Below are 19972 nucleotides of genomic sequence, written 5' to 3'. Positions count from 1 at the left end.
CTCCATCCGGTATCATCACGCGAGATAGAGGCTATCCAGGTGAGCTGTGATCTTCGCCGGCGTTCCCGACCGAGACTTGCGGCGACTCAAGCATCGGCCCCGGCATCATCGGCTCCAACACGTCCCGGATGCACGATGATGCGCTCGATCCGGTGGATCAATTCCAGCACGCCGTCTTCGCCATTCTCGATCGGTTGCGCCACCTTGCCCCAGCCGCGATCGAGGATCGCGTTGGCGGCCGAGACGCGGGCGGCCGGCGTCGCCTCATCGCTGCGCATGATGCCGACGAGCACGTTGATCGCTGTCCTGGTATGGCTGCGCGCAACCGATCGTATCTCGGTCAGCGCTCGCGATTTCGTTGGCTTCTTCGCGGCGGGCCGATAAACGTCCGCCATCTTCGGCTCGTATTCAAGTCCGTCACTCAAGCAAACGCCTCCCACACGACAATTGCGACCAGGCCCGCGAGCGCGAGCGATATCAGACAGACCGTCATCGCTTCTCCAAGAGAAAGACAAGAAAACAACAGTGCGGCAGATCGCGAGACGAGGCGCGATCGTTTCGGCGCGAACCTTATCCCCTCCGGGGACCGCGGCGGCGCAAGCAGAGGCTCGCGCCGCGGGCCGGCACGTTCGCGCGTGCACGGCCAATCAAAATGGTTCGGACGGCGGCGCTTGTCGGCGCTCCATGAACGCGTTTCAACGAGGGCGAGGCCGCGATGCGCGGGACGCCGTCCGATCTCGACAATCGAAACGAAAAAGCCCGCAGCGGATGCGTCCCGCGCGGGCCTGACAAACTCGTTTCGATGATGCCAGTGTGCCGGTGTTTTGCCCGACGTGTCAAACCTTGTTTGCAATTGGATCGCGGCCTTAGCGATCGCGACGCGATCCCGCGACAAGTGCGGCGTCATGAAAAATCCCGCAGCGGGCTATTCCGCGCGGGCTCGACCAACTTCTCTCGATGATGCCACTGTGCCAGTGTTTTGCCCGACGTGTCAAACGGAGTCGAGTCGAGTCGAATTCATGGAAACTTCCGGCGAGTTATTACTCCTGACGAAGCAGCGGCTGTATCCAGCGGGAGAACCATTCGCCCGCGTCGTCTCGTGGATTGGCCGGATCCCCCACCCCCCAGATGGGCGGAGGGACGACATGGCTCGGCTCATCCGCGAACGCGCCAATCGACCTGCTCGCCCCCGGCGACTGCATGCTGGCCAACATGCTCCATTTACCGGGTCGGTCGTTCAACTCCGGAGGGAGCAGATATGGGACCGGCGCAGTCCCTGATGCGAACACACTGCCTGCATTAGACTCATTCACGCGGGTAAGACGCCGGACCTCTTCGGGCGCGACCGCGCCGGTGGCAGTGTTGCCAGGAGCACCGCCTAGCAGGCGTGGCGCTTGAGCCGGCGCGGTGCCGGCAGGTGTCCCGGTCCAATTGCCAAAGCGGTCATCAAAGGAGCTGGCGTGATCTGCTTCTTGATCAGGTGCCCTGCTCGAGATTGGTCGCCCGAAAGTAGATCCGCGCAAGTTGCCGCTGCCGACGCTGGCGCCAGTAGCAGGAAGAGCCTGGCTGAATGCGTTGTACGGAGCCGCCCCCTTTGAGAAGACGCTCGCATCCGTTCCTGCATCGCTTGAAGCAGCAGCACCGGAAGCGGGTCGGACGACAGTGGACGCGGTAGCTCCGGCAAGAAGAGCAGCACCGATGGCCGCAACGTCCACACCAGGTATGAGTAGTGCTCCAGCTCCAAGAACGGCTATCCCTGCCCAGAGTGCGGCATCGTCGTCAACCGGTGCTGCAGGCCCCATCACCGGCGACAGATCAGAAAGCAATCTGAGCGGTTGGCCGGTTTCAGGGTGGAATTGCAGGACCTGCGCATCCGGGGGTTTGGCCGTACTAGGTGGAAGTTGCCAGCGTCGCTGCCAATCCGGATCTGGCAGCGGAAGTCCGGGTAGTCCAAAGCTGAGACGTGGATCAATCCGGGTGAACCCTTCGGGCCGGTTCAGATCGTCGGGCGAAGGAAGAGGAGACTCAGGCAGCGCTGGAAAGTCCCTCGGATTAACGGGTGCAAACCCTGGCGTGCGAGAGACGTACGGAATGGAGTCGATTGCGGTAAACTTGGACTGCCAAGGCGTGCCCCCCAAGTCCCGGTTTCCCGCCGTTATGTCGACACCTGGATTATTTGTGATTGCGCCGCTTAGTAGTTTCTCCCTTTCGCGATTGCCCAGGATCGCAGAAAGCTTCCGCAGGTTTGGATTTCCGGTATCGATACCCCTCTGCTCACGATCCCTCATCTCCTGAACTTGATTGGGACGCGCTGCAAGGTATCCATTGTAGTCCGCTAACAACTTCTCATTAATTTCTTCTGTGTCGACACCATTTCCGGGATCGTTGGCATAGAGGTCTCCGTTTGCGAGCCCAAGCCTCATCGCGTCTTGCAGATTTCTAATTTCAGCTTGGCGACTGACGGGATCGCTGATCTTTGCGATTCGATTGAGTGTCTTTTTCACGGCATAGTACGAACCCAAGTGTCCACCAGAATGGGGAGAAATTTCCATTTGAGCGGCAAGCTGCCTACTTTGTGGCAGATAAATGAGGTTCGACGGCGCGTCGATGTCTGTACCTACAAGGGCACGGTGACCTGCGAAGCGCTTGGGAATAATGTGATGTTCCCACAGTATTGCCATTGCATTCACTCCGGAGGACGTCAGGGAAATCGCGCTAGCCCGAATCTTGTGGAGGTAGGAATTCCGCTGCGCCGCGACGTCCACGTCTGTTTCTCGGGGGCCGCCTTGACGTGATGAGCAGTCGGCTTAAGAGGCGCGAGCGAAAGGGCTCTGCGATCACCGGACCACGGGACCAAACAGATCGATTGAGCGCGACGACGGGATGTGGAGAGGAGCCGTTCCTTGGCTAGGAGTGCCGGTGGGCACTGGCGCTAAGCAACTTGAGCCGTCATTTTCGACAGTCGTTCACAAGCGTTTAAATGCCGGCTTGCCACGCATCTCAACGCAAAACGACATTCCGATAGAATTGCGCATCAAATAGAATTGCGCGTCTACAAATTCGGGACGGTCCGCTGCATGGCAGTTTGAGGTGAGACGATCAGCCCAAAGCGGCAAACGATCGTTAGCTCGCACGATCATGCTATCGATGCGCGAAGGCCCACAGAACTAGAGATGTGACGCATCCCTGAACAGGATTCCTTTAACCCCAGCCGTCTTGCAGGCATCCTTGAGCACCTGATCGCAGATGATGGTCGCATCCATATGGGCCATCCTGAAAACGTGCGCGCTCGCCACCACGTTTTCTCTAAACACAAGCTTGGCGCCACCTGGGACCAGAGTGCTGTAGTACTTCAATCCAAAATCTCGGTACATCGGATCGTCAACAATACCGACCTTCAATCGTGATCGCGTTTCGTCGACCGCATCGAGGACACGAACGACGTTGCAAAGCCAATATGGGGGTCCGGTGTAGTGCCCCTGTGGTACGCGGATGTCACACGCGACAAAGGCAAATCCGGTCGGATCGACCGCTTCGAACAGCACCTTCATTCGATCCGAGACCAGCCAATAGTAGTGAAACAGCTCCATATCCAGCGGGGCAACCCCTATCTTTTTGTCAAACAAGAAACGGGGCGGCTCAGGATAATTCGGAAATCCTTGCCCTGGAGGTGACTCAAGCACCCCGGTATCAGGGGCGAGCACGTTCGCATTTTCCATAACGAATCCCGGCCGCCCTCCGAGACGATAGTTGGGGCACATGTCGTAAAACCTGCGCTTGATCGTCTTGGACCGCTTGATCGGCTCGGACTTTTCGTCACTCATCCTCGTGCGCCCTCCTGACGACCAGAGAAACGGCATCACTACCGCTCTTAAGATGCTGTGTTCGCAGCGCAGAACAGTACAGGCAAGCCCGCAAATCGCGCGGACAACCCTAAGCGCGCCGTGATGCGCTCGTGTTCGTCCCCGCCAAAGGTGTCGCCGTCTTTAACGACTGCACCATGCTCAACCAGATAGGCGGCAAGGCCCGCAATTCTTTCGATCATCACGGGAAGCGCAAGTTTGTTGGTCTCGAATTCAATCTCGCGCCCAGCAAATGCCGATAATCCCATTGTCACGGCGCCGATCTTCGCCACCGAACGGAATGGCATGATGTCGATCCAGAGAGTAAAGGGATAGTCAGGAAACGGCGCAAAGGATTGACGCGACATCTCCATCCAAAGCTTGGCGGGTCGCGCGACTTTGGTGTCCCATACCACCGCACAGCACTCCGGCATCGTGGCGATTAACGCGCCGATCACGGCAGTCAGGAGACGAGCGACCGGTAATGGTCGCAGATTCTGTCCCAGCACCGAAACGATCAGATGACCCCGATGGCGCGCCGCCACCGTCTCGCCCTCCGGCCACGTGGCAGCCGCGCGTGACCACAGGCCGGGATCTTGCGGAATGGGTGCCGGCATCGACATCACGGCGACCATTTCGTCGCCACAGCGGATGAGCGGCGAGTTCGCAGAAGATTGCCGAATGTTCGCCGCATCGCCGCCATCCACTACTTCAGGCGCCAGTTCGGGATACCTCGCGCGAAGCGCCTTGACGACCAGCACCATGTCCGGGGTAGCTGGCTTTTCCATTAAGACAAGGGCGAGGAAAGAGTCACTCATTGGCTATCTCGTCTAAACTTGACTCGCGAACATCCAGAGGTTGAGGTATAGAACAAAACAAGAACATAGTCAATATCAGCGCGAGGCTTCAGACTCAAACGGACGAACCCAAGCCATTTCTCGCGTGCGGACCATGCGTTTAACTGCGCGGTCCGGCAGGCCTACTTCTCAAACAAAAACCCGCGGCGAATAACTCCGCGCGGGCCGATCAGCCTATCTCGATGACGTCATTCCATCAGGGTTTTGGCCCGCCGTGTCAGACCTCGTTGCGATGTCTCTGCGACCAAACCAACATCACGCCTCGTTCAATCCCGCGCCGCGCTCCACCACGGCCGCTTCGCCCTTGGCGATGAGCTCGTAGGTGTCGCCATCCTTCTGCACGTAGCCGTCGACGATGAGCCGGAGCAGCTCGTCCCGCTTGTCATCGCTGAAGGCGATGGACTGGCCGATGTCGCAGAGCACGGCGATCTGGGTGTCTGTCAGCATGGAATCCTCCCGGCTGTAGAAGAGCCGAGGCCGTCGACTTGTTCCTCGGGGACGCCAGGCCGGACTGCGGAATCAAAAAGCCCGCGGCGGATTGCTTCACGCGGGCTGAACCAAACTTGCCGATGATGTGATCCTGCCGGTGTTTTGTCCGACGTGCCAAAGCCTATATTGAAATGGATTCGCACATCCCCGGAGTCACATCATGCGCGCGCTTCCCACTCTCCTGTTGATCGGGATCACAATGGCTGTGGCCGCTCCGGCCTCAGCGCAACGGTTCGCCGGCAATGCTCCGGTGTGCCTGCAGAGGTGGCAGTGGGGCGGCTCCAGCTACATCACGTGCCAGTACAATACGTGGGACGAATGTCGCGCGACCGCTTCGGGTCTTTCCGCCATGTGCCTGCAGAACCCTTATGTGCCGCAGCCGCCGTATCCGGAGCGCGGTCCGCGTTATCGATAGGGTCTTCCGACTGTAATCGTCGTGTCAGATTCATCGATTTAACTCTCGCCGCCGGTCCCATGCCGCGCGTGGACCGGTTGGAATGGGAATGGGGGCCTTGGCGCATGCAAGCGACGCCGGGGCCCTTTTTGATTACTCCCGAATAACCCTCTCGAAAAACGATCAAATCATCCGAGACCCTGCGGGAACAGGCCTGTCGGCACAGCATCCGATGACATGAAACAGGCCGCCAAACAGCCCTACCCGGGTCCGCCGATGAGCTTGTCAAAGCCCACCAAAGCGCCAAAGGCGATCCCGGTGACGACAATAAAGGCGGCAAAATACCAGATGCGGCTCATACGGGCATAACCCGCACGCAGCCGAATGGTTCTGGGGAGCAAGCTCTCCGCCCGTCTGGTGGTCTAGGCCGAGGTTCGGACGGAGAGCTGCGCGCCGGGCCCCCGTCGCATGACAATGCTAGGAACGTGCCATGACAGTCATATGAAAATGTCGGCGCAGCCTAGTGGACGTTGATCTTGTCCAGAGGAAGCCGAAGTTCGGCCGCGCGCTCCGCCTGATCCCTCTTGCGGAACTCGGTTTCGGTCTGTTCGAACCTGGCAAATTCCTTCTGCGCTGCCTCCAGGAGGCGATTGCGCCGGTCTGAATCACGCTGCGTGCTTTCCGACATGATCAGACTCCCCAAGCTACTCACAGGACCTGTCCCAGATAGACTGGACACCGCGAAAAAGGTTCGACGGAGATGGCGGATTTATGACGGCGCTCTATTGACTCATATGCCTCACGGCAGCGGAGGATGCGTCCCGCGCAGGCTGATCAAACTCTTCCGATGATGGCATTGTGCCGGTGTTTTGCCCGACGTGTCAAACGAACGAAGCCACACGGCCCGCGTTGACCGGTTCGAAAGGATCGGCCATGACATCAAAGCTGACACAAAAAACCTCACGCGACATGCCGGGACCCGAGCCGCGCAACGACAGCGAACGCGACACGCAAAAGGCGATCATCGAAGATGCCGACAAGACCGACGGCAACGACCGCGATCTCGTTCACGGCGACGGCGGCACCCTCGACATGCCGACGAAGCCCGGCGATCTCTCGCGGGACGATTAGCGTGTCGCCTCTGTCCGCGTCCGTGCGCGGAGACGGGTCGGCCAACCGACACGGACCAGCGTCTCGTCCGGATCGGAGAGCGCGAATTCGTACATTCCCCACGGCTTGTCTTCGGGTGATTGCCGGAATTCGCGCGCGGCAGCGTCGACGTCCTCAAGGTAGAGATAGAGCCCGAACGGATTCCTGCCCGGCGTGAGCCATCCCTCGACCGCGTCCGTCAGATGCAGATACCCGCCCTTCGCGTTCGCGAGCATGCGATAGGTATCGGGCTCTCCCAGAGCCGGCCTTTCGCTGTCCGGGCGCACAAAGCCCAGCCGATTGTAGAACCGCTCCGACGCATCGAGGTCATTGCACGGCAGGATCGCGATCAAGGCTCCGGAAGGGCTCATCCGTGCACTCCAAGTCAAACACTTCAAGTCAAACCGGCAAAATCACCGGCCATTCCAGAACCCGTTTTATCGCTTCGCGTCTGCCTGCGCAAAAAAGCCCGCAGCGGATTTCTCCACGCGGGCCGAACTCTTTCGATGATGCGGTTGTGCCGGTGTTTTGCCCGACGTGTCAACGCGACCGGACGGCCCCGGCGCGGACGGGGGGCTCGGGCGCCGGAGCCGCCATTCCAGGCCGGTCGATCGGCGGGAAGACCGGCCACATAACAAATTCGCGTCCGGAACCGAAAGTTCCCGGCGAAGGCACTATGATTTTAAGGACGCGACAATCGCTCACGCCGCGTGCGACATCGCCGCCGCGCGCCCTTCCCGTTCCTGCAGCATGGCGATCGAGGCGCGCAGATTGTCCCTGCGCGACCGCAAGGCCTGGGCCAGCATCGAATAGGTGGGACTGCGGGGGTCGGCATTGCCGGCGTTGCGCTCCTCCTCGGCAATGTCGCTGTCGAGCATCTGGATCCGCCAGCGCAGATCGGAGATCAGAGCGTGGAGCGCGGTCGCTTCGAAACGGGACGTTGACTGCATGGGATCGCCTCAATCTGAAACGGCTCGATGGGCCGGGCCGTGATGAAGACGTCATGCAGCAAGAGCGATGCCAGCTCATCCTGAGGGGAACCGGAGCAAGAGCTAGAGCCTCTCACTCCTCCTTCAGCTTCCGCTCGATGTAAGCATCCACCGTCTCGGCGAATGAGCGCTGCACGCCGACCGAGGTGACATGCAGCTCGAGCGCGTCCTGCTGGAGCGCGCGCAGGCCGCGGCTGCGCGCGCTGACCGGCGCCATCGCGACATAATCGTCGATGGCGCTCATCGCGAGCGGAATGCCCTTCGGGTCTCCTCGCGCGATCAGCAGCCGCAGAAAGCTCAGGCAATCGGCCAGGCCCGGCATGGGTCGTCTCTCAGCCTTGCTGCGATTTCGACTTCGGCTTCCTGACGGGCTGGGTATGGGTGCCGAACAGTGCCAGCAGCAACGCGACTTCTTCCTTCGAACCGACCTGGATCATGATGATCTCCTTTTCGCTCCGTTGGTCGGACCCAACGGCTCAGGCGTTCAGGACGATCTGGTTTCAGGAATGTTTCAGTTCTGTTTCGTCCTCAGGACCGGCCGCATCGCGCAAGACCGACGCGCGCGTCAGACGTTCGGCTGCCACCCGATAATCGCACCGACGAGGCAGAGCAGCGCGCCGAAGGCCGTGCCGACCATCTGCATCCAGTACCGGATCGGCATGGTGTCGCGGTAAAACTCCTGCCGCGACCAGCGCGACCAGTCCCACCAATCATCGCTGACGAACAGGATCTTCCGCTCGACATAGCCGTACCAGGCCTTGCGGGCGCAATAGATGCTGATCCCGATTGCAGCGAAGCGATAAAGGAGATCGAGCGCGGGGTTCATGCAAGCATCCGTTCGGCAGGCCGGGCCCAGAAGCCCTGGCCACAGCTCCGCCTGTCTTGGTGTCGCCGACGAGGATGCAGGTTCAATCGCAGCCATCGCCGGGCACAGGTTTTACCGGACGGGTCAAATTTTAATCGAATGCTTGGAAGCGGATTCGGCGGAACGAAATGTCTTCGCGCCATGCTGGCACACACGCGCCCCGAGGAGAGATGTGCGATGTATTACGTCGCCGCCGCATTGCTGGGACTGTCAGGACTGTTCTATTCCGCGAGCCATCACGAGCTCGGCCAGTTCGGCGCGAACGTGTGCAGCTATGGCGGCCCCTTCTGCGACAATCCGGTGGTTGTCTTCACCGGTGCCGCGCTCGCCGCCGCCTGGGGCATGTTCGTCAGCATCAAGTAGGCGTCCATCGCGGCCGGACCTGGTGATCGCAACCTGGTGATCGCCTGCGCCCCGCCTGACCGGCGGGCCTGCTCAGGTCGCCAGCTCCTTGCGGACGGCTGCGGCCGAATTGCCGACCTTGTCGACGGCCCGCTGCAGCTTCTCCCTGGAGACGCCGAGCGCGTGGGTCCAGTACTTGACCTCCCAGGCCTCGTGCATGTTGATCTTGCTGCGGTCCGGCTGCTCGCGCTTCGTCAGATGGTCCATCGCCACGTCCTCCCTCGCACAGAAGAACGCCACCCGGCACCCGCCGTTCCGAAACGGATCGGCGGCGCGGGGGCATCGCGCGCCGGGGATCGGGATGACCCGTCGCGCACACCGAGAGGTCTGCCGCGCTTAACATTTGTTGTGTTTGCGCCTTTCGCTAACTCCTCGTCCACAATGTTGAGAAGCCGGTCCGGCGTCACTTAACCTTTGTTGTCAACAGCACGGCGGGGTCTGTGCTTTTTGGCCATCACGCGTCCAGGCGCGTGGGGGTGAAGAGACGTGACAAGCGACAATATCTGGGCGCCGCTGTTTCAGCGCCTGAAGACGACGACCGGGGCAGACGACAAGGACCTGCAAGCTTTCGCGGCGCTGCCGTTCACGCTGCGTCACTATCGCGAAAACCAGACGGTGCTGCGCGACGGCGAACAGCCGAACGAATGCTGCCTGATCGCCGTCGGCTTCTGCGCCCGCTCCAAGACCATCGCGGACGGAAGGCGCCAGATCCTGTCGATCCACATTCCCGGCGACCTGCCCAACCTGCAAAACCTGCACTTTCCGACCGCCGACCATGATCTGATCGCGCTGTCCGATTGCACGCTGGCCTTCATCGCCCACAAGGCGCTGAACGACCTCATCGGCGCGCGGCCCGGCGTCGGCGTCATGTTCTGGCGCGACACGCTGGTGGATGCCGCGGTGTCCCGGGAATGGATCGTCAATGTGGGTCAACGCTCGACCCACAACCGGCTTGCGCATCTGATCGTCGAGTTGCGCGAGCGGCTGCGCCTGATCGGCCGCGTGATCGACAACACCTTCGCAATCCCGCTGACGCAGGAGCAATTCGGCGAAGCCATGGGCGTGACCAGCGTTCACACCAACCGCATCCTGCGCGAGCTGCGCATCGACGGCGTTCTGGAGCTTCAGCGCGGCACGGTGCGGATTCTCAACGAGCACAAGCTTCAGGAGCTCGCCCAGTTCGACGGCCGCTATCTGCATCTGTCGCCGTCGTCCTAGATCGGCCGACCGTCGGAGAGCGGCCACGGCCACGGCATGTCGCTGGCCCGCCCAGGAACTTTCCGGCTATGATCGCGCTTAGGCCTTGAATTCGCAATTTCCGGAAGGTCAGCCCTGTCGAACCGATCGCAACATCACCCCACCAAGCACGAGCGCACCGACGCGCCGGCGAAGTCCGCTCCGATGCTGCTGCAGCGGCTCGGTCCCGGGCTCATCACCGGCGCGGCCGACGACGATCCGTCGGGCATCGCCACCTATTCGCAGGCCGGCGCGCAATTCGGCTACGGGCTGCTCTGGACGATATTCCTGACCCTGCCGTTCATGATCGCGATCCAGCTCGTCAGCGCGCAGATCGGCCGGGTCACCGGCAAGGGGTTGGCCGCCAACGTGCTGCAGATCGCACCGCGCTGGATCGTGATGGGGCTCGTGGCGCTGCTCGTCGTCGCCAACACCTTCAACATCGCCGCCGACATCGCGGCGATGGCGGAGGCGCTTTCGCTGGTCATCGGCGGGCTAAATCACGAGCACGCGCTGATCTTCGCGGCCGGATCGACCCTGCTCCAGGTGTTCGTGCCATATCGACGCTATTCGCCGGTGCTGAAATTCCTGACGCTGACGCTGTTCGCCTATGTCGCCACCGCCTTCACCGTGAACATCCCGTGGAGCACGGCGCTGCTTGCCACGGTGTGGCCGAAGGCGACCGTCAACGCCGATTATCTCATGATGGTGGTCGCGGTCCTCGGCACCACCATCAGCCCCTATCTCTTCTTCTGGCAGGCCTCCCAGGAGGTCGAGGAGATGAACCAGGGCACGCGCGACAAACCGCTGCGTGACCTGCCGAACGGCGGCGATCCCGAGATCGCGCGCATCAGGGCCGACACCACCGTCGGCATGCTGCTGTCGAACGGCATCGCCTTTTTCATCATCCTGACCACGGCTTCGGTGTTGAACGCCAACGGCGTCACCAACATCAATTCGGCGACGGAGGCGGCCGAGGCGCTGCGGCCGCTCGCCGGCAACTTCACCTTCGCGCTGTTCGCGCTCGGCATCATCGGCACGGGCCTGCTGGCGATCCCGGTGCTGGCGGGCTCGGCGGCTTACGGCGTTGCGGAAATCTTCGGCTGGCGTGCCACGCTGGAGGCAAAGCCGGAGAAGGCGGTGGGCTTCTACACCATCATCGCAGCCGCGACCGTGATCGGCTTCGGCCTCGGCTTTACCGGCATCAGCGCAATCCACATGCTGGTGTGGAGCGCTGTGCTCAACGGCATCGTCGCCGTCCCGATCATGGCCATGATGATGTTGATCGTCTCGAACGGGGCCATCATGGGGCGGTTCAAGGCCCGGTCCTGGCTCATTGCGCTCGGTTGGCTCGGCACCGCGCTGATGGCGCTGGCCGTCCTCGCCCTGCTCGGCTCGTCCGCGATCGGTTAGAGCGGCGACAGCGCCGCCGAAATCTGCGACGCGATGACGAAGGCCGCGAACACGGCCGGCACGCTGATGAACCGCAAGAACTGGTCGACCGAAAGCATTGTTGTCTCCCCCAAGACAAGGCGCCCTCGCACGTGCGCGCTACTCCACCCCTTGCGCGACGTGCTGATCGGCTGTCAGCAACCGATCGGAAACGGCGGCTCCGCTGATCGTGAGGAGCGCCAGAACCGAAATCATGGCCAAGAACTGCATGCCCCCTTGATCGGTTCCGATTGTGGCCAAAAACGTCTGGGCTTGGCGCAATTTCGGGACGATCCAGAGAAACATTCATGATCACCCGGAATCCCCGGGCTTTCCGCCACACCGCCGAAAAACGACACCCGGCCAAGCGCTTGCAGGCTTCACGGCCGTCGGTCGTTAGCCTAACAATTGTGGCTGGGCCCGAGCTTGCGCCCGGACCACAAAACCAACAACGCCCGGCCGGGCGACAGGGAGCGACATGACAAAATCATCAAAAGCAACAAGTCTCGAAATCCTCGCTTGCGACGCCGGCTGGAGAAACTACCACTTCGTCAAGGTGACGACGGAAGACGGCATCGTCGGCTGGAGCGAGTTCGACGAAGGCTTTGGCTCGCCCGGCGTGGGCGCTGCGATCCAGCGCCTGTCCGCCCGCGTCATCGGCCAGAATGTCGTTCAGCACGAGCGCATCTTCGCCGAACTGTTTGCCGCCACCCGACCCGCGGCCGGCGGTGTCGTGGCACAAGCGCTCGGCGCCATCGAGAATGCATTGCTCGATGCCAAAGCGAAATGCCTGGGCGTCCCCTGCTACGAACTCCTTGGCGGCAAGATCCGCGACCGTGTTCGGGTCTATTGGTCGCATTGCGCGACCTGGCGGATCAATCATCCGTTCTGGTACAAGCCGCCGATCGAAAATCTCGACGGCGTCAAGGCGATGGGCCGCGAGGTGCGCGAGAAGAAGTTCACCGCGCTCAAGACCAACATCTTCTCCTATGACGACGGCAAACCGACCGGCTGGCGGCCCGGCTTCGGCTCGCCCTTTGCACCCGAGATCAATGTCGACCGCAAGATCCTGCGCGATTTGCGTACGCATCTGGAAGCGATCCGCGACGGCGCGGGCCCCGACGTCGACATCCTGCTCGACTGCAACTTCAACGCCAAGACCGAAGGCTATTTGAAGATCCTGCGCACAATCGCCGACTTCGACATGTTCTGGATCGAGATCGACAGCTTCAACCCGCAAGCCCTCGGCTTTATCCGCAGGCAGAGTCCGCATCCGATCTCGTCCTGCGAGACGCTATTGGGCCTGCGCGAATTCCTGCCCTATTTCCACGAGCAGGCGATGGACGTGGCGATCATCGACACACCCTGGAACGGCGTGTGGCAATCGATGAAAATCGCCTCAGCCGCGGAAGCCTTTGAGGTCAACGTCGCGCCGCATAATTTCTACGGCCATCTCTGCTCGATGATGAACGCGCATTTCTGCGCGGCGGTGCCGAACCTGCGCATCATGGAGATCGACATCGACCGCCTCGCCTGGGACCGCGAGCTATTCACGCATGAGCCGGAGATCCAGAACGGTCACCTGATCATTCCGGACCGTCCGGGCTGGGGTACCGAGCCGAATGAGGAAGCCTTGCGCGCTCATCCGCCAAAGACGACAGGCGGGCTCCTCAGCTACGGCCGCAAGAGCTGACGCTCACGGCGTTACAGGATTGACGGTCGGGGACGTCTTCGGCCCCGGCCGCTCCGGCTCGACCGGCGATTTTGGCTCGGTCGGAAGCACCTTGGCGCCCGCCGCGTGAGCGGCTTCACCCGTGGTCGCATACATTGCGACATGAGCCGGCTGCGTCTTGGCACGGCTCCACGGCCCATGGTCGACGACCAACATCGCAGCAATCGTCAAGGCGGCCACAATCATCGCGATCACGCCGGGATGGCGAAGCGCTGAGGACATGGAGTTTGCGAAGCGGTCAGTTGTCATCGAAAGACCCATCATTTTCCTCTCGCAGGTTAATTCAAATGCGGCCCACGAGTTCCGCGCCAGACTTAAGCAAGTTCCGAGCCAATCCCCGGAACTCGACCGTATCGCTTCGTTCACTTTACGTCGGGGCGCGCGTCACCAACGAACTTGTCGCGGTTCGGCATTTTGATCGCCGCGAGCGATTTGGCATCGAGCGTCGCATCCGCGCCGACCAATCCATTCAAGTTCAGGATGTAGGCTGACACTGCGTACACGTCTTCATTGCTCAGTGATTGCGGCGCATTCTGCGGCATGGCGCGACGGATGTAGTCGAACAAGGTCGGCGCATAAGGCCAGAAGCTTCCGACAGTGCGGATAGCCTTGGCGGTCGCGATTGTGCCCTGCCCGCCGACAAGGCGATCGCCGATGCCGCCCTCGCCCTTGTCGCCATGGCACGACGCACATTGCTGGGCGAACACCTCGCGCCCATGACTGACCGAACCGCTCCCTGTCGGAAGATTGCTGCCATCGCGCCCGACATCGATATTCCAGCCCACGATCTCGGCCGCCGTCGCCGGCCGCCCGATGCCATAACTCTGCGCCCGCGCGGCGCTCGCCGAAGCGCCGAGCAACATCGCGAGGACCACGCCGCAGATCTCACGCCAGCGCATTGGTCACCTCCCCGTCGGCAGCGACACGCCAGGGCCAGATCGCGTTGTTGTGGTAGAAATAACTCTCGCCACGTACCGCAAGCAGCTCGGCGAGCGTCGGCTGCACATAGCCGGTCTCGTCGATCGCACGGCTCTGGATCACCGCGGGCTTGCCGTCCCATTGCCATGGCAGGCGGAAGCGCGTGAGGGCTCGGGTCAGCACCGGCTCTTGCAATTGCGCGTCTTGCCAGCTCTTCCCATCATCGACGGACACCTCGACCCGCATGATCTTGCCATGGCCGCTCCAGGCGATGCCGGTGATTTCGTGGAAGCCGGGTGCGTTGAGACGCTGACTGCCCGAGGGACGCGTGATGATGGACTTCGCCTCCATGTAGAAGGAAAACTCGCGTGCCGTACCATCTGGTAGGAGATCGGTGTACTTTGAGGTCTCCTCGCGCGAATAAGCGGGCTCGGCCGTCACGTGCAGGCGCCTCAACCACTTCACATTCATATTGCCTTCAAAACCCGGCAGGAGCAGCCGCAACGGATAGCCCTGCTGCGGGCGAAGCCGCTCGCCGTTCTGGCTATAGACGAGCATGGCATCCTCAAGACACTTCTCAATCGGAATGCTGCGGGTCAGCGCGGCGGCGTCCGCGCCTTCGGCGATGATCCATTTGGCTTCCGGCTTCAGCCCGGCCTCCTGGAGCACCAGCTTCAGGCTGACACCGGTCCATTCGGCACAGCTCAGCAGGCCGACGAGGTCTGACGCTGTCTTGCCGTAAGGCTTGGTGTAACCGGGATTGCCCGAGCACTCGAGAAAGTGGATACGCGACTCCGACGGGAAGCGCCGCAGATCGTCCATGGTGAAGATCAAAGGCCTTTCGACGAGGCCGTGCAGCATCAGTCGGTGCTGCGCCGGGTCGATGGTGGGAACACCGCCGTGATGACGCTCGTAGAACAGGCCGTTCGGCGTGATAATGCCGTCGAGTTCCTGCAGCGGCGTCCGGCCGGACGCGGAGATGTACTGTTTGAGGCTCTTCGAGATGTTCTTGACGACGCCCTTCTCGAAGGGTGACGGGGCTCCGTAGGGCTGGCTGCCCATCGGCTCACCCGGCGCTTTCATCCAATCCGGAACGTTGGGCGGAAGATTTTCGCTCTCCGCGGCGGCTGATGCACCGGCTCCCAGGACGACGCCACCAGCCACGGCACCACTCCCTTTCAGGAAGCGACGACGTGTGGTCGTTGCGGATTCGTCGCTCGTGTCGATCGTGCTGCTCATAGCGGACCCTCGGATGAAGCTCGGCCCGCATGAAACCTTTCGCGACGCGCATTTGCAATTCGCGTGCATTTCAAAAACAGGCGATTTCGATCGGGACTGACCTAAATCCGCCAGCTACGACAGCAGTTCCATTCTTTGCGATGCACAAACGGCTCGCGCGTCACTCACCGGGCGCGATTGCGTTACTGGGGGTCGGCCGATCTGTGATCTGCTGGCCGAACAGGCTGCCGATCAGTTCGACCGCGGTGCGTGCCGTGCGGCCGCGCTCGTCCAGAAACGGATTGAGCTCGACGATGTCGACCGATCCCACCACGCCGGAATCGTGCAGCAACTCCATGATCAGATGCGCCTCGCGATAGGTTGCCCCTCCCGGCACCGTGGTGCCGACCCCCGGTGCGACGCAAGGGTCGAGAAAATCGACATCGAAGCTGACATGCAGCACGCCGTTGCTCGCCTTGACGCGTTCGATGACGCGCCGGATCAGCACTGCGACGCCGAACTCGTCGATCTGGCGCATATCGACAACCCTGATCCGGCGTGCACGCATCAGCTCCTTTTCGAGCTTGTCGATTGAACGCGCGCCGAACAGGTCGAGCCGGTCCGGATCAATCGAGGCGCGCGGATCGTCGCCGAGCAGGCCGTCGAGCCCGGCCTCACCGCACAGGAACGCCGCCGACATTCCATGCATATTGGCTGTGATCGTCGTCTCCGGCGTATTGTAATCGGCATGGGCGTCGAGCCAGAGCACGAACAGTTCACGGCCGCGCTCCTGCCAATATCGGGCCATGGCATTGACCGACCCCATCGACAGCGTGTGATCGCCCCCGAGAAAGATCGGCAGGGCACCGGTTTGTGCGATCTCATAGCCGCGACGACTGAGTGTGCGCGTCCAGCGCTGGATTTCGCGATAGTGATTGGCCTTCTCCGGCGGCCTGTCCGCGAGATCCCCGACCTCGGCGACGGAGAGATCGCCGTAATCGACGACCTCGAAATCCAGGCTTTCAAGCAACGTTGCAAGGCCCGCAGTCCGCAGCGCCGCAGGACCCATCAAGGTGCCGCGCTGTGAAGCGCCCATATCGATGGGCGCGCCCAGCAACGCGATGCGCCGGGCTCGATCCGTGCTGGTTCGATCGGTCACGGCAATCTCCTGAGATCAGCAAGGCTGCACCAGCGTAGCAGAGATTCGCATCCGTCGTTTCACGGGGGGAGCCGGAACAAATTCCCGCCCGCCGCATTTTCCCTGCAAGGCCGGCACCCGCCGTTCAAAACGGCGCCTGTCGCGGATAGCCAAAGGTCTTCGGGCCCGCTGTTCAAAACGAGCGCACGCGCGGATAGCCAAAGGTGCCGGCCTCAGTTTCGTCGTCTGGTCTGGAGATCGTACTTGAGCACGGACATACCGCAGCCCAATCCTCAGCCAGGCATGGCCGAGCGCGCCATCGATGCGGCGACCGACGTGTCCCACACCATCGGCGAGGTTGCAGGAGGTTTGCGTGCCGCCGTCGATCGCCTCACCTACGCGATCGATGAAGCGCGAAAGCCCGGACGGCCGCTCGCGACAGTCGCGGCGATCACGCGCGAAGCCCCCTTAGCCAGCCTGTTTGTCGCGTTCCTCTTTGGCGTGGCGGTTGCGCGCCGGCGCTAGGATCAAAACAGGCACTCAGGCCGCGCTGACCGTTTCCAGCCGGTTCACCAAAAATTGCTTCTCGAACGCGTCTGCTGGCATCGGACGGCCGAAGAAGTAGCCCTGCCCCTCCTCGCAGCCCATGCTGACGAGGAAATCCGCCGTCGCGCGATTCTCGATGCCTTCGGCAACAACGGTCAGACCGAGTTGCCTGCTGAGGCCGATGGTCGAGCCGACGATCGCCGCGTCGTCGGAATCCGCGAGCAGATCGAGCACGAACGAGCGGTCGATCTTGAGGCCATCGAGCGGAAACTTCTTCAGGTAGCTCAGGCTTGCATAGCCTGTTCCGAAATCGTCGAACAGAATGCGGACGCCGAGCTGCTGGATCCGCTTGAAGATGTCGAGCACCCGGCCCTCGTCATGCAGCAGGATGTCCTCGGTGACCTCGATCTCGAGCAGCGAGGGGGTCAGCCCCGTCGCTTTGAGCAGCTCCGCGACTGAATGCGCGAGATCACCGGAGTCGAGCTGCGACGGCGAGAGGTTGATTGCGACGCGGACGGCGTTGCCCGACAGCTCCCACGCACGCGCCTGCCGGCCGGCCGTCTCCATCACCCAGTTCGCGATCCGCTCGGACAACGCCGAGGTGTTGACCACCGGCATGAACTCACCAGGCGAGACATAGCCGCGCACCGGGTGCCGCCAACGGATCAGCGCTTCGGCCCCAATCAGGCCACCGTCTATCAGACGAACCTGAGGTTGGTAGAACAACTCGAATTCGCCGCGGTCGGCGGCAAGCGCCAGTTCGCTCTCAAGCGTCAGCCGGCTCTCCAGCTCCTGCCTGATCGCGTTTTCGAAGATCACATGGCTGCCACGCCGGGTCGCCTTGGCGCGGCTCAGCGCCAGATGGCCGTTGCTCAGGAGATCGTCCGCGCTCTGTCCACCCTCCGGATAGACGGCGACGCCGACGCTGATCTTGACGCGGTGCTGGCGCGAGCCCGTCACAAGCGGCGCCTCGAACGCGCGCGCAATCCGCTCGGCAAACGCGGCAATCGGCTCGTCGCTCGCCGCGCAATCCAGCGCCATCGCAAACTCGTCGCCACTGAGCCGGGCGACCACCGCCCTGCCGTCGGCCTCAGTCCGCAGGCGCTCGGCGACCGCCCGCAGCACGAGATCGCCGATCGCGTGTCCAAGCATGTCGTTGATCTGCTGAAAGCCATCGAGGCCCAGCACGAGCAGCGCGACCTCGGAGGACCGCCGCTGCGCCACGGTAAGCAGGCTCGCAAGCTTGGTGTGGAGCGTATTGCGGTTGGCAAGACCGGTCAGCGCGTCATACTCGGCGAGATATCTGACACGTTCGGCCTCCCGCTTGCGCACGGAGATGTCGCGGAGGATCGCGCCATACTGGAAGCCCTCCGTCCCCTGCCAGCCCGAGAAACTCGCCTCGACCGGGAAGGTTTCGCCATTCTTGCGCCGGCCCTCGAACTCGACGACCACGGCTCCGCCGGGGACCAGAAGCGCCTGGCGCGCAGCGTCGCGTATGGCGAAGGTTTTCGAGCCGTCCTCTGTCGGCATCGCGCAAAGCGTCTCGAACGGGCGACCGATCATCTCGGTTGGCATGTAGCCGAAGATGGCACTCGCGCCGGGATTCCAGACCGTGATCCGGTGATCTTCGTCGGTGCAGACCAGACCATCGCCGAGCGACATCGCGATGCGATGAAAGCGGCTTTCGGCGATGCGGCCCAGCAGGCTACGGAAATCGATCTCGTCCAGCGCGATCGCCGTCAGATAGGCGACGATCGCGATGTGGAACAGAGACGTGTCGATGACGAGCGGCCAACGTTCCTGCACAAGCGCCGCAGTCAATTCGATGCCGGCTCCGGCTGCGACCAGGATCGCGACGCGGACACCCGGTGCGACACGGCGCCATGAGTACATCATCAACAGGCAGATCAGGCCCAGGCCCATGATCATGCCGGCATTGGACGTCCAGCGCAGCATGCGGTTCTGAAGGACCGATTCGGTCGCCAACGCCTGCAGGACAGGCCCCGCAACGATGCGGCCATTCGGGACGCTGAACCGGTCGCCCAGCTCCAGTGCCGTGGCACCGACGATGACCTTCTTGTCCCTCAGCTTGTCGAGCGCTGCCGCATCTCCTCGCAGCACGTCGACATAGGACACGATCGGAATGGAAGCAGCACGAATGCTGAAGTCGATCAGGAAGGGTGGCCGGCGATTGGCGTCCTGACCGGCCAGCACGACGGCCATCGACGGCATCTGCGCGTCGCCCAGCTTCTCGCCGACCGGATAGCGGCGGACGAGGCCATCGGATTCGACCGCGACATTGACGACGGCCGGCCACGACTGGTTGCTGAACGGCTTCAGCGGACGATTGACGTGAGCCGCACCACCATTGGGTGTCGGCTGCTTGAAGGACGGCAGGATCGTCGAGCCGCCGACTTCCCGAAGCGCGGTGAGAAAGGCGTCGTCGGAGGCCGAATCCGACGGCGTGCTGAAATCGATGTCAAAAGCGACATCCTGCGCACCGGCGGCTTCGAGCCTGTGCAGGAGGTCGGCGTGCAGGCTGCGCGGCCAGGGCCACACGCCGATCCGATCGATCGAGGGCGCATCGATGGCGACCACGACCACGTTGCCGCTGGCCGCCCGCGACTCCCAGGCGAAGCGAAGGTCGGTGAGCGCGTTGCGGAGCGAGCCGTGCCAACCCGTGGACAGCACGACCGCCAGCGCGATCACGACAAGGATATGTGGTCGATAGCGTTTCACCTTGCTCCCCCGCACTGGCGACGCTCG

25 protein-coding genes are annotated in these 19972 nt (G+C 62.2%); 7 read left to right on the top strand and 18 right to left on the bottom strand.

All coding sequences use genetic code 11. The features are described 5' to 3' along the window. Positions 1-86: 86 nt before the first annotated feature. From QA645_RS13800 to QA645_RS13775, 6 genes are all read right to left on the bottom strand, one after another. Entirely contained in the window at positions 87-395 is a 309-nt protein-coding gene (locus QA645_RS13800; RefSeq protein WP_283053182.1) for a hypothetical protein, read from the bottom strand. Between the two features lie 26 nt (positions 396-421). Next, positions 422-907, bottom strand: coding sequence for a hypothetical protein (locus QA645_RS13795; RefSeq protein ID WP_283050824.1), 486 nt, complete (start codon positions 905-907; stop codon positions 422-424). A 133-nt stretch (positions 908-1040) separates the two neighbouring features. Continuing rightward, a complete protein-coding gene (locus QA645_RS13790; RefSeq protein ID WP_283050822.1) occupies positions 1041-2681 on the bottom strand; it encodes an AHH domain-containing protein in 1641 nt (546 codons plus the stop codon). Positions 2682-3167: 486 nt separating this feature from the next. Continuing rightward, complete coding sequence (locus QA645_RS13785) at positions 3168-3824, bottom strand: DUF1629 domain-containing protein (RefSeq protein WP_283050821.1); 657 nt, start codon at positions 3822-3824, stop codon at positions 3168-3170. Positions 3825-3871: 47 nt separating this feature from the next. Then, on the bottom strand, positions 3872-4660 hold the full coding sequence (locus QA645_RS13780) for a DUF4261 domain-containing protein (RefSeq protein ID WP_283050819.1): 789 nt from the start codon (positions 4658-4660) through the stop codon (positions 3872-3874). A gap of 294 nt (positions 4661-4954) precedes the next feature. After that, the gene (locus QA645_RS13775) at positions 4955-5146 is read right to left on the bottom strand and encodes a hypothetical protein (protein ID WP_283050817.1); all 192 of its coding nucleotides are present in this window, start codon (positions 5144-5146) and stop codon (positions 4955-4957) included. Between the two features lie 202 nt (positions 5147-5348). On the opposite strand from QA645_RS13775, the gene QA645_RS13770 reads away from it, so the two are divergent. Then, a complete protein-coding gene (locus QA645_RS13770) occupies positions 5349-5603 on the top strand; it encodes a DUF3551 domain-containing protein (RefSeq protein ID WP_256561816.1) in 255 nt (84 codons plus the stop codon). A 499-nt stretch (positions 5604-6102) separates the two neighbouring features. On the opposite strand, the gene QA645_RS13765 is transcribed toward QA645_RS13770, so the two are convergent. Further along, positions 6103-6270, bottom strand: coding sequence for a hypothetical protein (locus tag QA645_RS13765; protein WP_283050815.1), 168 nt, complete (start codon positions 6268-6270; stop codon positions 6103-6105). A gap of 245 nt (positions 6271-6515) precedes the next feature. Here QA645_RS13765 and QA645_RS13760 point away from each other — a divergent pair, with 245 nt between their 5' ends. Beyond that, on the top strand, positions 6516-6713 hold the full coding sequence (locus QA645_RS13760; RefSeq protein ID WP_283050814.1) for a hypothetical protein: 198 nt from the start codon (positions 6516-6518) through the stop codon (positions 6711-6713). Here the strand turns inward: QA645_RS13760 and QA645_RS13755 are convergent. The 4 genes from QA645_RS13755 to QA645_RS13740 all read right to left on the bottom strand — a co-directional run bounded on the left by QA645_RS13755 (position 6710) and on the right by QA645_RS13740 (position 8546). Then, positions 6710-7102 (bottom strand): VOC family protein, encoded by a 393-nt coding sequence (locus QA645_RS13755; RefSeq protein WP_283050812.1) that lies wholly within the window; start codon positions 7100-7102, stop codon positions 6710-6712. The genes QA645_RS13760 and QA645_RS13755 overlap by 4 nt on opposite strands. Positions 7103-7432: 330 nt before the next feature. Then, a complete protein-coding gene (locus tag QA645_RS13750) occupies positions 7433-7681 on the bottom strand; it encodes a hypothetical protein (protein WP_254132868.1) in 249 nt (82 codons plus the stop codon). A gap of 112 nt (positions 7682-7793) precedes the next feature. Then, positions 7794-8042: a hypothetical protein gene (locus QA645_RS13745; RefSeq protein WP_254132869.1), complete on the bottom strand. Its 249-nt coding sequence runs from the start codon at positions 8040-8042 to the stop codon at positions 7794-7796. A gap of 243 nt (positions 8043-8285) precedes the next feature. Next, a complete protein-coding gene (locus QA645_RS13740) occupies positions 8286-8546 on the bottom strand; it encodes a hypothetical protein (RefSeq protein ID WP_254132870.1) in 261 nt (86 codons plus the stop codon). 216 nt (positions 8547-8762) lie between these two features. Here QA645_RS13740 and QA645_RS13735 point away from each other — a divergent pair, with 216 nt between their 5' ends. Then, positions 8763-8948, top strand: a complete 186-nt coding sequence (locus tag QA645_RS13735; RefSeq protein ID WP_254132871.1) for a hypothetical protein — start codon at positions 8763-8765, stop codon at positions 8946-8948. Between the two features lie 72 nt (positions 8949-9020). Here QA645_RS13735 and QA645_RS13730 read toward each other — a convergent pair whose 3' ends face one another. Then, a complete protein-coding gene (locus QA645_RS13730) occupies positions 9021-9194 on the bottom strand; it encodes a DUF3606 domain-containing protein (RefSeq protein ID WP_254194721.1) in 174 nt (57 codons plus the stop codon). Positions 9195-9473: 279 nt separating this feature from the next. Between QA645_RS13730 and QA645_RS13725 the strand changes: the two genes are divergently transcribed. Together QA645_RS13725 and QA645_RS13720 are read left to right on the top strand one after the other, a co-directional pair. Continuing rightward, positions 9474-10205, top strand: a complete 732-nt coding sequence (locus tag QA645_RS13725; RefSeq protein ID WP_254132873.1) for a Crp/Fnr family transcriptional regulator — start codon at positions 9474-9476, stop codon at positions 10203-10205. Between the two features lie 183 nt (positions 10206-10388). Continuing rightward, positions 10389-11636, top strand: coding sequence for a divalent metal cation transporter (locus QA645_RS13720; protein ID WP_283050807.1), 1248 nt, complete (start codon positions 10389-10391; stop codon positions 11634-11636). Between the two features lie 138 nt (positions 11637-11774). On the opposite strand, the gene QA645_RS13715 is transcribed toward QA645_RS13720, so the two are convergent. Next, a complete protein-coding gene (locus QA645_RS13715; protein WP_254194725.1) occupies positions 11775-11960 on the bottom strand; it encodes a hypothetical protein in 186 nt (61 codons plus the stop codon). Between the two features lie 172 nt (positions 11961-12132). Here QA645_RS13715 and QA645_RS13710 point away from each other — a divergent pair, with 172 nt between their 5' ends. Beyond that, the gene (locus QA645_RS13710; protein ID WP_283050805.1) at positions 12133-13347 is read left to right on the top strand and encodes a mandelate racemase/muconate lactonizing enzyme family protein; all 1215 of its coding nucleotides are present in this window, start codon (positions 12133-12135) and stop codon (positions 13345-13347) included. 3 nt (positions 13348-13350) lie between these two features. Here the strand turns inward: QA645_RS13710 and QA645_RS13705 are convergent, their stop codons facing one another. The 4 genes from QA645_RS13705 to rocF all read right to left on the bottom strand — a co-directional run bounded on the left by QA645_RS13705 (position 13351) and on the right by rocF (position 16681). Beyond that, entirely contained in the window at positions 13351-13647 is a 297-nt protein-coding gene (locus QA645_RS13705; RefSeq protein WP_283053181.1) for a hypothetical protein, read from the bottom strand. Positions 13648-13748: 101 nt separating this feature from the next. Continuing rightward, positions 13749-14285: a cytochrome c gene (locus QA645_RS13700; protein ID WP_283050803.1), complete on the bottom strand. Its 537-nt coding sequence runs from the start codon at positions 14283-14285 to the stop codon at positions 13749-13751. Beyond that, complete coding sequence (gene soxC, locus QA645_RS13695) at positions 14272-15543, bottom strand: sulfite dehydrogenase (protein ID WP_283050801.1); 1272 nt, start codon at positions 15541-15543, stop codon at positions 14272-14274. The genes QA645_RS13700 and soxC overlap by 14 nt, the downstream gene beginning before the upstream one ends. 160 nt (positions 15544-15703) lie before the next feature. After that, the gene (gene rocF / locus QA645_RS13690) at positions 15704-16681 is read right to left on the bottom strand and encodes an arginase (protein WP_254194729.1); all 978 of its coding nucleotides are present in this window, start codon (positions 16679-16681) and stop codon (positions 15704-15706) included. Positions 16682-16924: 243 nt separating this feature from the next. Between rocF and QA645_RS13685 the strand changes: the two genes are divergently transcribed. Next, positions 16925-17185 (top strand): hypothetical protein, encoded by a 261-nt coding sequence (locus QA645_RS13685; protein ID WP_254132878.1) that lies wholly within the window; start codon positions 16925-16927, stop codon positions 17183-17185. Between the two features lie 15 nt (positions 17186-17200). Here QA645_RS13685 and QA645_RS13680 read toward each other — a convergent pair whose 3' ends face one another. After that, positions 17201-19945 (bottom strand): EAL domain-containing protein, encoded by a 2745-nt coding sequence (locus QA645_RS13680; protein WP_283050799.1) that lies wholly within the window; start codon positions 19943-19945, stop codon positions 17201-17203. Positions 19946-19972: the final 27 nt, after the last annotated feature.

Origin of the sequence: Bradyrhizobium sp. CIAT3101 (assembly GCF_029714945.1) — a bacterium.
Lineage (GTDB): Bacteria > Pseudomonadota > Alphaproteobacteria > Rhizobiales > Xanthobacteraceae > Bradyrhizobium.
This window is presented reverse-complemented; position numbering and strand designations above follow the sequence as displayed.

Excerpts from the sequence above, each read along its gene's own strand:
- QA645_RS13700 (WP_283050803.1), bottom strand. The coding sequence starts at position 14,285 with ATGCGCTGGCGTGAGATCTGCGGCGTGGTCCTCGCGATGTTGCTCGGC.
- QA645_RS13720 (WP_283050807.1), top strand. The coding sequence starts at position 10,389 with ATGCTGCTGCAGCGGCTCGGTCCCGGGCTCATCACCGGCGCGGCCGAC.
- QA645_RS13765 (WP_283050815.1), bottom strand. The coding sequence starts at position 6,270 with ATGTCGGAAAGCACGCAGCGTGATTCAGACCGGCGCAATCGCCTCCTG.
- QA645_RS13795 (WP_283050824.1), bottom strand. The coding sequence starts at position 907 with ATGACGCCGCACTTGTCGCGGGATCGCGTCGCGATCGCTAAGGCCGCG.
- QA645_RS13780 (WP_283050819.1), bottom strand. The coding sequence starts at position 4,660 with ATGAGTGACTCTTTCCTCGCCCTTGTCTTAATGGAAAAGCCAGCTACC.
- QA645_RS13710 (WP_283050805.1), top strand. The coding sequence starts at position 12,133 with ATGACAAAATCATCAAAAGCAACAAGTCTCGAAATCCTCGCTTGCGAC.
- QA645_RS13770 (WP_256561816.1), top strand. The coding sequence starts at position 5,349 with ATGCGCGCGCTTCCCACTCTCCTGTTGATCGGGATCACAATGGCTGTG.
- QA645_RS13715 (WP_254194725.1), bottom strand. The coding sequence starts at position 11,960 with ATGTTTCTCTGGATCGTCCCGAAATTGCGCCAAGCCCAGACGTTTTTG.
- soxC (WP_283050801.1), bottom strand. The coding sequence starts at position 15,543 with ATGAGCAGCACGATCGACACGAGCGACGAATCCGCAACGACCACACGT.
- QA645_RS13760 (WP_283050814.1), top strand. The coding sequence starts at position 6,516 with ATGACATCAAAGCTGACACAAAAAACCTCACGCGACATGCCGGGACCC.
- QA645_RS13705 (WP_283053181.1), bottom strand. The coding sequence starts at position 13,647 with ATGGGTCTTTCGATGACAACTGACCGCTTCGCAAACTCCATGTCCTCA.
- QA645_RS13790 (WP_283050822.1), bottom strand. The coding sequence starts at position 2,681 with ATGGCAATACTGTGGGAACATCACATTATTCCCAAGCGCTTCGCAGGT.
- QA645_RS13740 (WP_254132870.1), bottom strand. The coding sequence starts at position 8,546 with ATGAACCCCGCGCTCGATCTCCTTTATCGCTTCGCTGCAATCGGGATC.
- QA645_RS13745 (WP_254132869.1), bottom strand. The coding sequence starts at position 8,042 with ATGCCGGGCCTGGCCGATTGCCTGAGCTTTCTGCGGCTGCTGATCGCG.
- QA645_RS13730 (WP_254194721.1), bottom strand. The coding sequence starts at position 9,194 with ATGGACCATCTGACGAAGCGCGAGCAGCCGGACCGCAGCAAGATCAAC.
- QA645_RS13735 (WP_254132871.1), top strand. The coding sequence starts at position 8,763 with ATGTATTACGTCGCCGCCGCATTGCTGGGACTGTCAGGACTGTTCTAT.
- QA645_RS13750 (WP_254132868.1), bottom strand. The coding sequence starts at position 7,681 with ATGCAGTCAACGTCCCGTTTCGAAGCGACCGCGCTCCACGCTCTGATC.
- QA645_RS13755 (WP_283050812.1), bottom strand. The coding sequence starts at position 7,102 with ATGAGCCCTTCCGGAGCCTTGATCGCGATCCTGCCGTGCAATGACCTC.
- QA645_RS13785 (WP_283050821.1), bottom strand. The coding sequence starts at position 3,824 with ATGAGTGACGAAAAGTCCGAGCCGATCAAGCGGTCCAAGACGATCAAG.
- QA645_RS13775 (WP_283050817.1), bottom strand. The coding sequence starts at position 5,146 with ATGCTGACAGACACCCAGATCGCCGTGCTCTGCGACATCGGCCAGTCC.
- QA645_RS13800 (WP_283053182.1), bottom strand. The coding sequence starts at position 395 with ATGGCGGACGTTTATCGGCCCGCCGCGAAGAAGCCAACGAAATCGCGA.